The sequence below is a fragment of the Microbacterium sp. ZW T5_45 genome (genome assembly GCF_044987415.1).
Classification (GTDB): domain Bacteria; phylum Actinomycetota; class Actinomycetes; order Actinomycetales; family Microbacteriaceae; genus Microbacterium.
Window position 1 is genome coordinate 22,560 of sequence record NZ_JBJDRJ010000008.1, and the last position, 13,972, is coordinate 36,531.

The 13,972-nt window shown below is 67.3% G+C and carries 17 protein-coding genes and 1 tRNA gene; 14 read left to right on the top strand and 4 right to left on the bottom strand.

Annotated elements, in window-relative coordinates; all coding sequences use genetic code 11:
- Nucleotides 1-68: 68 nt before the first annotated feature.
- Nucleotides 69-1,880, bottom strand: coding sequence for an HSP90 family protein (locus ACI3KS_RS05755; RefSeq protein WP_404916130.1), 1,812 nt, complete (start codon nt 1,878-1,880; stop codon nt 69-71).
- A 240-nt stretch (nt 1,881-2,120) separates the two neighbouring features.
- On the opposite strand from ACI3KS_RS05755, the gene ACI3KS_RS05760 reads away from it, so the two are divergent.
- The 3 genes from ACI3KS_RS05760 to nusG all read left to right on the top strand — a co-directional run bounded on the left by ACI3KS_RS05760 (nt 2,121) and on the right by nusG (nt 3,555).
- Nucleotides 2,121-2,193 (top strand) — tRNA-Trp (locus ACI3KS_RS05760).
- A 40-nt stretch (nt 2,194-2,233) separates the two neighbouring features.
- Nucleotides 2,234-2,509, top strand: coding sequence for a preprotein translocase subunit SecE (gene secE, locus ACI3KS_RS05765; RefSeq protein ID WP_404916132.1), 276 nt, complete (start codon nt 2,234-2,236; stop codon nt 2,507-2,509).
- Between the two features lie 38 nt (nt 2,510-2,547).
- Nucleotides 2,548-3,555 (top strand): transcription termination/antitermination protein NusG, encoded by a 1,008-nt coding sequence (nusG, locus tag ACI3KS_RS05770; protein ID WP_404916134.1) that lies wholly within the window; start codon nt 2,548-2,550, stop codon nt 3,553-3,555.
- Nucleotides 3,556-3,644: 89 nt separating this feature from the next.
- On the opposite strand, the gene ACI3KS_RS05775 is transcribed toward nusG, so the two are convergent.
- Nucleotides 3,645-4,220, bottom strand: coding sequence for a hypothetical protein (locus ACI3KS_RS05775; protein ID WP_404916136.1), 576 nt, complete (start codon nt 4,218-4,220; stop codon nt 3,645-3,647).
- A gap of 295 nt (nt 4,221-4,515) precedes the next feature.
- Here ACI3KS_RS05775 and rplK point away from each other — a divergent pair, with 295 nt between their 5' ends.
- Together rplK and rplA are read left to right on the top strand one after the other, a co-directional pair.
- Entirely contained in the window at nt 4,516-4,947 is a 432-nt protein-coding gene (rplK, locus tag ACI3KS_RS05780; RefSeq protein ID WP_404916138.1) for a 50S ribosomal protein L11, read from the top strand.
- 11 nt (nt 4,948-4,958) lie between these two features.
- A complete protein-coding gene (gene rplA / locus ACI3KS_RS05785) occupies nt 4,959-5,648 on the top strand; it encodes a 50S ribosomal protein L1 (protein WP_404916140.1) in 690 nt (229 codons plus the stop codon).
- Nucleotides 5,649-5,718: 70 nt separating this feature from the next.
- On the opposite strand, the gene ACI3KS_RS05790 is transcribed toward rplA, so the two are convergent.
- Entirely contained in the window at nt 5,719-6,372 is a 654-nt protein-coding gene (locus ACI3KS_RS05790) for a LysE/ArgO family amino acid transporter (protein WP_404916142.1), read from the bottom strand.
- Between the two features lie 70 nt (nt 6,373-6,442).
- On the opposite strand from ACI3KS_RS05790, the gene ACI3KS_RS05795 reads away from it, so the two are divergent.
- The 6 genes from ACI3KS_RS05795 to ACI3KS_RS05820 all read left to right on the top strand — a co-directional run bounded on the left by ACI3KS_RS05795 (nt 6,443) and on the right by ACI3KS_RS05820 (nt 10,617).
- Nucleotides 6,443-7,315, top strand: coding sequence for a LysR family transcriptional regulator ArgP (locus ACI3KS_RS05795; protein ID WP_404916144.1), 873 nt, complete (start codon nt 6,443-6,445; stop codon nt 7,313-7,315).
- Between the two features lie 266 nt (nt 7,316-7,581).
- Complete coding sequence (locus ACI3KS_RS05800) at nt 7,582-8,193, top strand: SipW-dependent-type signal peptide-containing protein (protein ID WP_404916146.1); 612 nt, start codon at nt 7,582-7,584, stop codon at nt 8,191-8,193.
- 7 nt (nt 8,194-8,200) lie between these two features.
- On the top strand, nt 8,201-8,839 hold the full coding sequence (locus ACI3KS_RS05805) for a SipW-dependent-type signal peptide-containing protein (RefSeq protein ID WP_404916148.1): 639 nt from the start codon (nt 8,201-8,203) through the stop codon (nt 8,837-8,839).
- Nucleotides 8,840-8,852: 13 nt separating this feature from the next.
- On the top strand, nt 8,853-9,425 hold the full coding sequence (locus tag ACI3KS_RS05810; protein WP_404916150.1) for a signal peptidase I: 573 nt from the start codon (nt 8,853-8,855) through the stop codon (nt 9,423-9,425).
- On the top strand, nt 9,422-10,051 hold the full coding sequence (locus ACI3KS_RS05815; protein ID WP_404916152.1) for a hypothetical protein: 630 nt from the start codon (nt 9,422-9,424) through the stop codon (nt 10,049-10,051). Before ACI3KS_RS05810 ends, ACI3KS_RS05815 begins: the two co-directional genes overlap by 4 nt.
- Nucleotides 10,048-10,617, top strand: coding sequence for a hypothetical protein (locus ACI3KS_RS05820; RefSeq protein ID WP_404916154.1), 570 nt, complete (start codon nt 10,048-10,050; stop codon nt 10,615-10,617). Before ACI3KS_RS05815 ends, ACI3KS_RS05820 begins: the two co-directional genes overlap by 4 nt.
- A gap of 19 nt (nt 10,618-10,636) precedes the next feature.
- Here the strand turns inward: ACI3KS_RS05820 and ACI3KS_RS05825 are convergent, their stop codons facing one another.
- Nucleotides 10,637-11,329: a YqaJ viral recombinase family protein gene (locus ACI3KS_RS05825; RefSeq protein ID WP_404916156.1), complete on the bottom strand. Its 693-nt coding sequence runs from the start codon at nt 11,327-11,329 to the stop codon at nt 10,637-10,639.
- A 316-nt stretch (nt 11,330-11,645) separates the two neighbouring features.
- Here ACI3KS_RS05825 and ACI3KS_RS05830 point away from each other — a divergent pair, with 316 nt between their 5' ends.
- From ACI3KS_RS05830 to rplL, 3 genes are all read left to right on the top strand, one after another.
- Entirely contained in the window at nt 11,646-12,623 is a 978-nt protein-coding gene (locus ACI3KS_RS05830; RefSeq protein ID WP_404916158.1) for a hypothetical protein, read from the top strand.
- A gap of 351 nt (nt 12,624-12,974) precedes the next feature.
- A complete protein-coding gene (gene rplJ, locus ACI3KS_RS05835) occupies nt 12,975-13,463 on the top strand; it encodes a 50S ribosomal protein L10 (RefSeq protein WP_404916160.1) in 489 nt (162 codons plus the stop codon).
- A gap of 48 nt (nt 13,464-13,511) precedes the next feature.
- Nucleotides 13,512-13,892 carry a 50S ribosomal protein L7/L12 gene (gene rplL / locus ACI3KS_RS05840; RefSeq protein ID WP_404916162.1) on the top strand — a complete coding sequence of 127 codons (381 nt, stop codon included), beginning with the start codon at nt 13,512-13,514 and terminating at the stop codon, nt 13,890-13,892.
- Nucleotides 13,893-13,972 lie beyond the last annotated feature (80 nt).

A 13,972-nucleotide genomic window follows, 5' to 3' on the forward strand; every position in this document is an offset into this window, starting at 1 on the left:
TCTGTGCGGGTGATGTCGTCGGCGGCATGCCGGGTGTCGGGGATGCCGGGTGCCGGGGATGCCGGAGGTCAGTTGTCGAAGGGGACGGAATCGGTCTCGATGCCGGCCGAGAGCGACACCAGGTCGGTGAGCGCGCTCGTCATGAGCGTGCGATCCGCGTCGGTGAGCGGGTGATGCCCCACGAGGAGCGCCTGGATGTAGAGCAGCTGCACGGTGCGGGCGAACACGGCGTCGTCCTGCACACGGACGAGGGCGCGAACGACGCGGTTGCCCCAGTTCAGGCATAGCCGCGCCGTCAGATCGTCGTCGTGACCCGCCGCGAAGGTCGCGTCGATACGGTCGAGCACGCCGCCCCACAGTGACCCGGTGATGCCTTTGGTGCGTCGACGATCCAGGGCGCGCAGCACCTCGGGATCGGCGACGTAGAGGGCGGCGAGGTCGGGGCGAGCGATCGAGCGCACGACGACGGAGCATCCGGATGCCTCGAGCACGGCACCCGCGCGGGTCTCCAGCGCGACCGCTGCGTCTCGGTCGTCGAGCGGCGGGGGATCGAGCCGATCGAGTTCGCCCGTGACGTCGACCTGCTCGATCGTGACGTTCGGATAGATCGTGGGCAGCAGGCGGACGAGATCCGCGTCGTAGAGGTAACCGCCGTTCACGAGCACCTCACCGGAGGGGGAGATCCCGGCGACCTGACGGAATTCGTCGACACTGGCTGCGAAGCGCACATGCGGGTACCGCTCGACGAGGTCGCCGATGCGCAGGGTGCCGTGCGTCGTCTCGACGGTGAGCCAACGGGTGATGAACTTCGCGAGTTCCTCGTCATGGCGGACGAGCGACTTCAGGCCGACCTCGTGGATCGCGACGAACTGCGAGAGCCGGTGCGGTTCGTGCAGGCCCAGCTCGAGGACCCACCGACGGATGCCGGCGCCGAGCTGTTCGCGCACCCGCTCGAGCGCGGCGTCGTCGACGAGGGACTCGCGACTCGCCGTCGGAGCGAGACCCGTGGAGTCGATCACCGCCCGGATGAAGAAGGCCCACTCGGGGAGCACATCGTCGACGCGCTCCGAGAGCAGCATCCGTCCGAGGTACATGCGGGTCGCCTGACGCGCTCCGGGCGGCGGGGCGAAGGGCAGCACATAGGCGATGCCGCGGGTGCCGGTGGCAGGCTCGACGAGCTCGATCGCGTCGAGCGGGTTCGCGCCGAGCAGGTCGCGTCCGTAGCGGACGATGTCGTCGATCCCGTCGCCGAGGAACGGCGCGTCACGGGTGATGTCGATCTCGCCGCTCGGTGTGCGCAGGACGACCCGCACCGGGAGGAACTCCCCGAACGTGGTCGCGAGTTCTCGCACGGCATCCGTCCGCAGCAGTTCGTCGGCGTCGAAGCGCGGCACGAGATGCACGCTCGTGCCCACAGGGATGTCGTCGTCGATCTCGACGACCCGGAACGTCCCGTCCGCGCTGCCGGTCCACTCGACCGCGGATCCGCCCTTCGCGCTGCGCGAACGGATGACGATGGTGTCGGCGACCATGAAGCAGCTGAGCAGGCCGATGCCGAACTGGCCGAGGTAGTCGCTGCGGGGCATGTCGAAGATGTCGCGCTTCGAACTCCGGCCGACCGTCGCCAGCAGATCCGCGACCTCGTCGGCGGTGAGGCCGACGCCGTCGTCGCGGAGGACGAACTCGCCCGACTCGTCGCTGAGTGGGGAGATCGTGATGCATCCGCCGGTGCCCTCGAACTCACGACGGGCGGTGATCGCGTCACGCGCATTCTGCAGCAGCTCGCGCAGGTAGACCCGTGGGCTGGAGTAGATGTGGCGGCTGAGCAGATCCACCACGCCGCGAAGATCGACCTGGAACTGCTGAACCTCTGCGCCCACGTGCGCTCCCTCCGACGTACACCCGCCCGCAGAGCCTATCCAACAACGCTCTCGCAGAGCAGGAACGGCGGATTCCGGACGTCTGCGCCCGGGTTCATCGGTCGGCGGTTCGAGCAGGTGTCGTGGATGCCGTATGCTGGTTCAGCAGTTGTTGTCTGCAATCATTCGACGTGCCCCGGTTCCCCGCGATCCGGATCGTCGAAGGGACTGCGGATGACACCCCGAGGTCATCAGATCTCTAGGGCGGTAGCTCAATTGGCAGAGCAGCGGTCTCCAAAACCGCAGGTTGCAGGTTCGATTCCTGTCCGCCCTGCGCGTCAGTGCAACGCTGGCACACGAAAGGTACATTCAGGATGGATCAGGACGAAGCGCGCGGCGAGGTCGTCGCGGCCGGCGCCACCCACGAGAAGAAGCGCAACTTCTTCGCTCGATTCTTCGGTGGCATCGCCCTCTTCATCCGCCAGGTCATCGCCGAGCTCCGCAAGGTCGTCACCCCGACCCGCAAGGAACTGGTCAAGTTCACCCTGGTGGTCCTGGTCTTCGTGCTGATCGTCATGGGCATCGTCTACGGACTGGACTCCCTGTTCGCCTGGCTGACGCATATGGTGTTCGGGGTTCCCGGCACCTGATGCCCCGCGGCTTCGGCCGCATTACGGAGAAGAAACACGTGTCTGAACGCTATTCCGACGACGCCGACTGGGCGACCGCTGCAGAGCAGTCCAGCGAGGAGGACGAGGCCCAGGAGGGCAACGTCCTCGCAGCGGAGGAGTTCTCGGCCACATCCGCAGAGCACGTCGCCATCCACGTCGAGGACGAGGATGCCGAAGATGACGGCGCTGACGAAGACATCGACATCGAAGACCCGGAGGCGGATGCGATCGTGAACGATGCTCTCAACCTGGACGAAGCGGCCGAGTCCGAGGCTGCTGCCGAGGTGCTCAACGACGCCGTGGCCGAGGAGGCCGCCGACCTCGAGGCCGCAGCGGCCGACGAGGTGGCTCCCTACGACGGCCCCGAGCTCGGCGACGACGAGCAGGACGAGGACGCCGAGGAAGACCCCTACGAGGCGTTCCGCCTCGACCTGCGGATGCTCCCCGGCAAGTGGTACGTCATCCACTCGTACGCCGGCTTCGAGCGCAAGGTCAAGGCGAACATCGAGCAGCGCAAGTCGACGCTCGAGGTCGAGGACGAGATCTACCAGATCGAGGTCCCGATGGAGGACGTCGTCGAGATCAAGAACGGCCAGCGCAAGATGGTCACCCGCGTGCGCATCCCGGGCTACGTGCTCGTGCGCATGGAGCTCACCGAGGACACCTGGTCGGTCGTCCGTCACACGCCCGGTGTCACCGGCTTCGTGGGCAACGCCCACAACCCGACGCCGCTTCGCTTCGAAGAGGCCTTCAACATGTTGAAGTCGCTCGTCGAGGTCAAGGACGTCTCGACCGCCAAGAACATCGCGGCCAAGGGCGGCGTCGCCGTCGCGCGTCCCGTGCAGGCCGAGGTCGACTTCGAGATCGGCGAGACCATCACGATCAAGGAGGGCTCGTTCGCCGGCCTTCCCGGTTCGATCAGCGAGATCAAGCCCGAGAGCGGCAAGCTCACGGTGCTCGTGTCTCTGTTCGAGCGCGAGACCCCGGTCGAGCTGTCGTTCGACCAGGTCACCAAGATGATCTGACAGGCGGTCACAGAACCTGCTTGTGGGTCACTGAGCCTGCCGAAGTGCATGAAGAAGGCCGTCCCGAGAGGGGCGGCCTTCTTCATGTCTCAGGATGATCGAGCGTCCGAGGCGAGCTGAGCGGTGACGAAGAACTCGATGCTGTCCTCCGCGCCGTTCTCCACCCGCTTGAAAACCTTGCCCAACGGGTTCGTGAGGCTGCCGGCCGGTCCCTGGACCGCGAGCCGGAAGCCGAACATCTCGGCGACGTGATCGTCGACCGACACCCAGCGGTATCCATGGCGCCGTACGAGGACCTCGCCCACGTAGAAGCCGGCGGTGAGGATGGTCTCGGCTGTCAGGTCGCTTCCGATCTCTTCGAACGATCCCAGCACCTGATCCACGAGAGGCAAGCTCGTAACGGTGTAGTCGAGTTCGCGGTTCTCCAGGCTGCCGACGGCATCGGCGAACGTCTGCGCGTGATCGGCTGCGTGGTCGAGCGTCGGCGGGAATCGCAGCGAGAGTGAGCGTCCGGCGAACGCGGGGCCGCGCGTCGGAGTGGGCGCGGCGACGCTGTTCTCGGCGGCCATGCTCTCACCCAGCTCAGCAGCCAGCTCGGCCTCGAGGCCCGCGCCGATGATCGGCATCGCGGTCGTCGTGGGTGCCGTACTCGCGGGAGTAGGCATCGGGGGAGTGGCGGGCGGTGCAGCAGCTTGCGGTGGCGTCTTCGGGCGGCGGCGGAACAGTCCCATCGGATCACTCTCCTTGTCGATCACGGCGAGGTGCCGGACGGCACCAGGCTGGCATCCACGCGTGCAGAGATCCTGTGAGCCTCCGATGGGTATGCGGAGGGGTGATCGTCGGGTAGACTTCTATGGTTTGTGCGCGCTTCCGCGCGCACGCGCATCACCGCAGCCCGGATCCGCCGGGCTCGCGGGAGAGCGGATGCATCCGGCATCCGTTCGAGGAAAGGAAGAGGATATGGCACCGAAGAAGAAGGTGACCGGCCTGATCAAGCTTCAGATCAACGCCGGTGCAGCCAACCCGGCGCCGCCGATCGGCCCCGCGCTCGGTCAGCATGGCGTCAACATCATGGAGTTCTGCAAGGCGTACAACGCCGCGACCGAGTCGCAGCGCGGCAACGTCATCCCCGTCGAGATCACCGTCTACGAGGACCGCAGCTTCACGTTCATCCTGAAGACCCCGCCGGCTGCGGAGCTCATCAAGAAGGCCGCCGGCGTGCAGAAGGGGTCGTCGACCCCGCAAACGGTCAAGGTCGCGAAGATCACCAAGGACCAGGTCCGTCAGATCGCCGAGCAGAAGCAGGCCGACCTGAACGCGAACGACATCGAGGCCGCCTCGAAGATCATCGCCGGCACCGCCCGTTCCATGGGCATCACGGTCGAGGGCTGAGGAGAATAATCATGGCTACCAAGTCCAAGGCTTACAAGGCTGCCGCCGAGAAGATCGAGGCAGACCGTTTCTACACTCCCGCCGAGGCCGTCGCCCTGGCCAAGGAGACCGGCTCGGCGAAGTTCGACTCGACCGTCGAGGTCGCGCTGAAGCTCTCCGTCGACCCGCGCAAGGCAGACCAGATGGTTCGTGGAACCGTCATCCTGCCCCACGGCACCGGCAAGACCGCCCGCGTCATCGTGTTCGCCACCGGCCCCGCGGCCGAGGCGGCGATCGCCGCTGGTGCCGATGAGGTCGGCGGCGCCGAGCTCATCGAGAAGGTCGCCGGCGGCTGGACCGCGTTCGACGCGGCCGTCTCCACCCCCGAGCTCATGGGCCAGGTCGGTCGTCTCGGCAAGGTCCTGGGTCCGCGTGGACTCATGCCGAACCCGAAGACCGGCACCGTGACCCCCAACACGGCCAAGGCCGTCGAGGAGATCAAGGGCGGAAAGATCGAGTTCCGCGTCGACAAGCACGCGAACGTGCACTTCGTCGTCGGCAAGGCGTCGTTCTCGGCCGAGCAGCTCAACGAGAACATCGGTGCGGCTCTCGAGGAGATCGTGCGTCTCAAGCCGTCCAGCTCGAAGGGCCGCTACATCCAGAAGGGTGCGGTGTCGACCACGTTCGGCCCCGGCATCCCGCTGGACGTCAACGCCATCTGAGCCTGACGCTCTCACACGAGAAGGCCCCCGCTTCGGCGGGGGCCTTCTCTGCGTCCGGGCGGGGCCTCGCTCAGCCGCCCAGTACGGGCACGACGAGCGACACCGCGAGCGTGATCATGACGACCGCGATCACGCCGTCGAGGACCCGCCACGATCGTGCCGTGCGCAGCCAGCGACCGAGATAGCGGGCGCCGAAACCGAGCGCGGTGAACCACAGGATGCTGGCCGCCACCGCTCCAGCGGCGAACAGCCAGCGCTGATCGCCGTGCGTCGCCGCGATGGAGCCGAGCATCAGCACCGTGTCGAGATACACGTGCGGGTTGAGCCAGGTGAGCGCGAGCGTCGTCAGGACCACGGGCGCGAGCCGGGTGCCGGTCACGACGGCGGTGCGACCGGAGGGTGCTGGAGCGGATGCATCCGTCTGATCGATGGTGAGCGTCTCGCCGCCGCGCCAGGCCCGACGTGCCGCGAGCAGACCGTACGCCAGCAGGAACAGCGCACCTGCCCACCGGGCGACGACGACCAGCCACGGAGCCGCTGAGATGACGAAGCCCAGGCCGGCGACCCCGGCGATGATCAGCACCGCATCGGATGTCGCACAGATGATGACGACCGCGAGGACGTGCTCCCGGCGGATGCCCTGGCGCAGCACGAAGACGTTCTGCGCGCCGATGGCGACGATGAGGGAGAGGCCGAGTCCGAGGCCGGCGAGAACCGTGAGCATGGTTCCACGTTAGGAAGAGACTGTATTCAGCACCAGCGATGATTCCTTCCGCACCATTAGCATCGCTCATGTGAAGATCGATCCCGAACTCGCTGCCACCGTCGCCGCCGTCGCTGACGAAGGCACCCTCGATGCGGCGTCGCGCCGGTTGCGGATCACTCCCTCCGCAGTGAGCCAGCGTCTCAAGGCACTCGAACAGCAGCTCGGGCGCGTGCTGGTCGTACGGAGCAAGCCCGCGCGCCTGACCGAGGCCGGCGAGGCCGTCGTGCGGCTCGCGCGTCAGATCGCGCTCCTCGAGCACGATGCGCTCGGCGGGCTCGGCCTGGAAGGTGAGCAGGCCGCACGGATCGGCATCCCGCTGGCGGTCAACGCGGATTCCATGGCGACGTGGTTCCTCGCCCCGCTCGCGAGGCTCTCCGCAGACCACGACATCGACGTCGATCTGCACCGGGACGACCAGAACTTCACCGCGCGCCTGCTGGAGTCCGGCGAGGTGATGGCCGCCGTGACCAGCGAGCACACGCCCGTCGCCGGGTGCTCCGTCTCACCGCTCGGCGTGCTCGAGTACCAGGCGATGGCCGCGCCCTCGTATGCCGCGCGCTGGTTCCCGGACGGCGTGGACCGCGAGGCGCTCCGCGTCGCGCCCTTCGTCGACTTCGACCGGCGCGACGCCCTTCAGCACGACTGGCTGGAGGGAGTGGGGGTTTCGCCGCAGGGGGTGCCGCGGCACTACGTTCCTGCTTCGCACGACTACGCGATGGCCGTCGAGCTCGGCCTGGGGTGGGGAATGGTCCCGCACCTGCAGCGGACGGCCGACCTCGTGCCGCTGGGCGGTCCGACCCTGCGCGTGCAGCTGTACTGGCAGCAGTGGAACCTGCGCTCGGAGCTGCTCGACATCATCGCCGCCGAGATCGCCGTCGAGGCGATGCGGGTGCTGCGCTGAGCGGATTCGGCGCCATGCGGGAGGCATGTGTCCCGCATGAGCGGGCATCTCGATGATGGGAACGCTCCCAGCGCAGCGGATGCCGTCGGGGTCAGACTTCGCGAAAGATTGGCATTTCAATATATCGGTGTGCGAGAATCCAGGAAACGCCTCGCGCGCCTGTGCGCGAGGCGAGATCTGGAGGATGCGGAGCCGGTGCCTGTGGGGGGAATCGGCGGGTCTGGTGAACCCGTCTGCTCTTCCCTCTTTCCTGAAGGGGAATCGAAATGGCAACCAAGGCAACCAGGCGCAAGGCGCTCGCCGTCCTCGCCGGCGGACTCGTTCTCGGCGTCGGAGCGGCAGTCACTCTCGCAGCGTGGAACGACTCCGAGTTCGCGACCGGGACGTTCCAGGCCGGCGCGTTCAACCTGGAGGGCTCCACCGACGGAGTCGACTACGCCGAGCATCCGGACGCTCCCGGTGCCGCATTGGCGTTCACCCTGCCGCTGGCGGGGAACCTCTCTCCCACCGACACGGTGTACGCGCCGTTCTGGCTGCGACTGGATGACGCGACCACCACCGGAGCCGAGGTGACGGTCACCCGCGAGGCAAGTTCCGGGGCGAACGAGGCGAACATCTCCTACGACATCTACGCGATCGGCGCCGCGGCTCCGTGTGACGCCAGCGCGAGCGCGGGAACGCTGCTCGTCTCGGGCGATGCACTGACCGACTCGGACGCAGGCAGCACTTTCGCCTTGGCGGCTCCGGTCAGTCCCGCAGCGGGCGTGGCGCAGAAGGTGTGCGTCATCGCCACCGCGGGGCCGGAGACCGGTCCTGGGGCGCTCGTCGAGGGCGGCGCGGCATCCGCCACCTGGAAGTTCGCAGCCGAGTCGGACTGAGTCCGCGATGACGAGCACTCGGAAGGACCAGCGCGACGCGAGGCGGGCACGCTCGCGTCGGATCCGCGCCATTCTGGCGGGTGGTCTCGTGCTGGGCGTGGGCGTCACCGCGACGCTCGCCGCCTGGAACGACTCGGAGTTCGGCTCGACGACGTTCACCGCAGGCACGTTCAACATCGTCGGCTCGACCGACGGGACGAACTTCTCCCAGCATGCGAGCGCGCCGGGCGCATCGCTCACCTTCGCCGCGCCGTCGGTGAGCATCTCCGCGCTGACGCCGGGGGACAAGGCGTACGCGTTCTTCAGCGTCAAGACCGTGAACCCGTCTATGGCGGGGTCGGTGCTGATCAAGGGGGCGTCGAGCAACGCCTCGTCGCTGGGTGCACAGCTCACCTACAGCGTCCGCACCGTGACGGCGGCGGCGAACTGCTCTTCCACGGGCTGGGCGACGGCGAGCGTGGTCACCGGGCTGCCGAACGGTGCGGCGCTCACTGCTGCGGCGACGAGCTCCCAGGTGCTCAACGCGGACGGCGGCAACCAGGTGAACTACTGCATCGAGGTGGCGATGAGTGCGACGGCTCCGACGACCGTGCAGGGAACGTCCCAGCAGGTGACGTGGGAGTTCGCCGCGACGTCCGGCTCGTGATCGGAATGTCGGCATGAGTGCCACCGCAACGAGGCGGAGCCTGCGCGAGCAGGCTCCGCCCGATGCCGTGCCCGCCGGGAGAAGACCCAGAGGCATCGGCAGGATGCTCGGCGACGTGCTGCTCTGGCTGGCCGCCCTCGGCGGCGTCGTGTGCATCACGCTGGTGATCCTCGCGTACACGGCGGGGATCACCCTCATCATGTTCAAGACCGGATCAATGTCGCCGACGATCCCCGCGGGTTCCGTCGCGGTCGTCCAGAAGATCGAGGCGAGGGAGTTCACCATCGGCGACGTGATCACGATCGATCGCCCCGGTGACCTGCCCGTGACGCATCGCGTGACGTCGATCTCGGAGGGCGCCGCCGCGGACGAGCGCGTGATCACGATGAAGGGCGATGCGAACGACGTCGAGGACCCCGCGCCGTACACCGTGACATCGGGGCGGATCGTGCTCTTCTCGGTTCCGGGACTCGCGACGGTCATCGTCGGACTGGGGAACCCCTACGTGCTGGGAGGCATCACACTCGCCGCGGCGGCGCTCGTCATCTGGGCGTTCTGGCCGCGCGAGAAGAAGGGGTTCGCATGAGGCGCGCTCTCCTCATGGTCGGGCTCGTCCTCGTCTGCCTCCTGCCGGCGCAGCCGGCGTCGGCAGCCACGACGACGCAGATCGTCCAGGGCGACATCATCCGGCTCGTGTCCATCGCGGATTGGGATGCCGCAGCATCCCTGCTGCCGGGCGACGCCGTGCAGTGGGACGTCGAGGTGAGCGCGCAGGCGCCCGATCCCGGAACCGTGACGATCGGACTGAGTGCGACCGGGAGCACTGAGCTGCTGGTCGATGCCGCCGTCTGCATGCGGCCGTGGACAGCGGACGGATGCCCCGGCGGCGAACGCGACCTCCGATCGGGCTGGAGCATCCCTCGTGATGGAACGGAGATCGCCATCGTGCAGATGGCCGACACCGAGACCGCGCACGTGCGGCTCTCGGTCGCGCTGGGGGAGAACGGAGGCGGAGGGCGGACAGACATCCGGATCCATGCCTCCGGAGTCGGTGACCAGGTCTCGGTCGGTCAGGACGAGGAGCTCGCTGCGACCGGGATGTCGGCGTGGTGGTTCGGGACGCTCGGAGGAGGCGCCGTGCTGCTCGCCATCGGCGTCGTTCTCGTGACCGCGCGTCGGCGCGGATTTCGACATGACGAGGTCGTCCCATGATCGGACGGCGCGTACTGGCGGCAGTCTCAGGGGCTGCTCTACTCGTCGGGTTGGCGATCGCTCCGCCTGTGCAGCAGACCGATGCCGCGTGGGTGGACCCGGAGTACGGCTCGGCGACGTTCCGGACGATCACCCTCTTGCCGCCGGTCGTGGAACCCCTGCCTGGAGGACTCGTCTGCCCGAATCCCCTGGGGACGCTCCTCGGCGGCGCGGCTCTGACCATCAAATGGCGATGGCCGAGTACGACCTTCACCAAACCGGCGACGTCGGCGTTCAATGTGCTGCTGTCCGGCACGATCGACGGCAGCGGCACCACATCTACAGTCGCCCCGGGGGCTGCGACGTCGGGCGTGTACACGACCACCGTGTCGAAGACGCTTCTGGAAGGCCTTCTCGGCGGGCTCGGACTCATCCTCGCCGGCGGTCAATACGTCGTCTACTTCAGCACCTCGTGGGTGACGCCCGGCGGGCTCACCTGGACGTCTCCGCAGAAGGTGAAGATCACGGTCACCTATCCGGCATTGTTGTCCGGCGAGACGACGACGTGCTCATCGACCGTCGTGTGATCCGATCGCTCGCTGGTGCTCAGTCGGCGAGTGCGAGCGCGCGGAACGCATCACGCTCGCGGAGGCGCTCCCGGCGCTCGGCTGCGGCTGCGGCGGTGGCAGCAGCGATCCGTGGCGGGATCTGATTGCCGGTGGTGCGTCGGTACAGCTCGTCGATGAGTTCGGTGGCGAGACCGACGAGCTTGCCGATCTCGCGGTCATCCCGGTCGATCCAGACGCACTTGGGCTCGTCGTGGACGGGAGAGAAGTCGACGTGCTCCTCCCAGACGAACAGGGTGCGTTCGGCGCCCAGAACGTGCTGCTGCCACCAGACCTGGCGCAGATAGGTGCGGGGGATGCCGCGGAAGGGCTTGTTCGTGGTCTTGATCTCCGCGAGGCGCACTCGACCCTCGGAGTCGACAGCGATGCCGTCGGGGGTGGCGAGGTGGCGGTGCTCGACCTCAGCGCGGAACAGTGCGGACGACGGGAGGATGCCGTGCGTCGCGGCGACCCAGGCGGCGATCTCGGGTTCACGGCGGCGACCGTGATCGGTGTAGGCGTTGCCGCCGAAACGGGGACCGCCGCCGAGCTTCGAGTCCGCCGCGCGGGCGATGGACTTCTCACTCGTGAGGCCCGCGACGTCTGTGGCGGTGATCCCGCGCGAGCGTGCGCGCATCCACGCGACGCGGTCGCGCGAGTCTGCGACGATACGCGCTTGGAGTTCCGGGGTCACCATTCGACCCTAAACCCGGCATCCGACGCCCCGCCCCGTACACGCCGCGCACCTCCACCTCGCGGGGCGACCCTCACCCCGCCCCGCTGTCATCGACTTCACGTGCACGCGGCGAGTGCACGTGTTACTGGAGTGAACAAGGCGTGCACTCGGCAGGATCCCGTGCACTCGGCGATACGGGGTGCGGGTACGGGGTGCGGGTACGGGGTGAGCGACGTCGCGTGCACCGAGGCGGCATCTGGGCAGTTGTCCACATTCGCTGGAGAACTCCGCGGAATCGTGATCGGCCGCGCCATCGTTCTCGGCAGCATGAGCCATGCCCACATCGACGTCGCTGACTCTCGGGGATCACGTCCGCTCGAGAGCGGATCTCCTCAACAACGGATGGACGGATCGGGGGATCGCCATGGCGGTCCGTGTCGGAGAACTGCATCAGATCCGTCGAGGCTGGTTCATCGATGCTCGCGAGCGTGCCGTGCTGTGGGAGGAGGAGAAGCACCGAGCGCACGTCATCGCAGTTGCGCGTGACGCTCAAGGGGCCGCCGTGATGTCGCACAGCTCGAGCGCGGTCCTCTGGCGGCTGCCGCTCTGGCAGATGAGATTGGTGCGGGTGCACATGACGACGGACGCACCGCATCGCATCTCCAGTTCTCCTGACGTGCGCAGACACGTGTCGCGGTTGCCGCCGGATGACGTCGCCCTCGTCGACGGCATCCGATGCACGAGTCTGGAGCGGACGGTCTTCGATCTGATCCGGGGGCTTCCCCTCGTGGCGGCCGTCGCTGTCGCCGACGCCGCGGAACGGCAGATGGGGGAGCGGGGGTGGGAGTGGGACCTGGATGCCGTCACGTCGTGGCGCAGGAATCTGGCCGTGAGGATAGATGCAGCGACGGGGGCTCGCGGCATCCGACAGGCTCGCTGGGTGAGTCAGTTCGCCGACGGTCGATCACAGTCCCCCGGAGAGAGCGTCAGTCGACTGCAGCTGTATCGGTTGGGGTTCGATGCTCCTGAGTTGCAGGTCGAGGTCGCCGGTCCGGCGGGGTCGTCGTACTTCGTGGACTTCGGCATGAGAGATGCCCGTGCGTTCGGTGAGTTCGACGGAAAGGCGAAATACCTCGACGCGGCGATGCGGGAAGGCAAGAGCGTGGAGCAGATCCTTCTGGAGGAGAAGCAGCGCGAGGACTGGATCCGGGGGACGACGCAGTGGCGACTCGCCAGGTGGGAGACCCGGCACATCGCAACCGCGAACGCGCTCGGCGAGCGCCTGGCAGCATTTGGGATCAGGCCCGGGTGAGATGACCTCTCCCGGGCGTCGAGTGCACGCCAAACTCTCGAGTGCACGAGCTTTTCGCGTCGGTACGTCGTGCACTCGGCGAGTGCACGTGAAGTCGACGCCCGGAGGGCACCGGATTTGGGGACGCCCCACGCCGTGGGGTACAGTGGAGGCAACCTTAGACCGCTGGTCATCTTCGTGCGCGCATGCGCGAGAAGATCGAAGCTCTGCAATGCAGGGGCCCGCGCAGGTGTCACGAACTTCTCAGAGCTCCGTGCGCTTGCGCCGGAGCTCTTCTTCATTCCGGGGCCGTGGTGGTCGAGGCCGGTGCTCCACCGTCGTGGAGCATCCCGTACACACCAAGGAGTGACCATGGCGCAGAAGGATGCATCGGTTGCCGAGCTCACGAAGTCATTCGAGAACTCGTCCGCCGTTCTGCTGACCGAGTACCGCGGTCTGACGGTTGCCCAGCTCAAGGAGCTGCGCAACAGCATCCGTCAGGACGCTGAGTACGCCGTGGTGAAGAACACGCTGACCAAGATCGCCGCCAACAAGGCAGGCATCACCGCGCTGGACGACGACCTCAAGGGTCCGTCGGCCGTCGCGTTCGTGCACGGTGACTTCGTCGCCACTGCCAAGGCTCTTCGTGACTTCGCCAAGGCCAACCCGCTTCTCGTGATCAAGTCCGGCATCTTCGAGGGCAACGCCCTCTCTGCCGACGAGGTCAACAAGTACGCCTCGCTTGAGAGCCGTGAGGTTCTGCTGGCGAAGGCTGCGGGCATGATGAAGGCGACGATGGGCAAGGCTGCCGCCACCATCGACGCTCTTCGCGAAAAGCTGGAGACCGCCGAGGCTGCGTAAGCGACCGGCGTTCTCGATCACCAACCCCATCTATCTAGGAGATACATCATGGCGAAGCTCACCACCGAAGAGCTGCTCGAGCAGTTCGCTGACCTCACCCTCGTCGAGCTCAACGACTTCGTGAAGGCGTTCGAGGAGAAGTTCGAGGTCACCGCTGCTGCCCCCGTCGCCGTCGCAGGTGCCGCCGGTGCCGGCGCTGCCGAGGCCGAGGAGGAGAAGGACTCGTTCGACGTCGTCCTCGAGGCTGCCGGCGACAAGAAGATCCAGGTCATCAAGGTCGTCCGCGAGCTCACCTCGCTCGGCCTGGGCGAGGCCAAGGGTGTCGTCGACGGCGCTCCCAAGGCTGTCCTGGAGGGCGCCAACAAGGAGACCGCCGAGAAGGCCAAGGCTGCTCTCGAGGAGGCTGGCGCGACGGTTACCCTCAAGTAATCCGTCAGGGGCGGCGGTCCGTCGCCCCGACAGCGTCTCACGCTTCACGAAGGCCCCAGGTTCTCCCGGGGCCTTCGTCG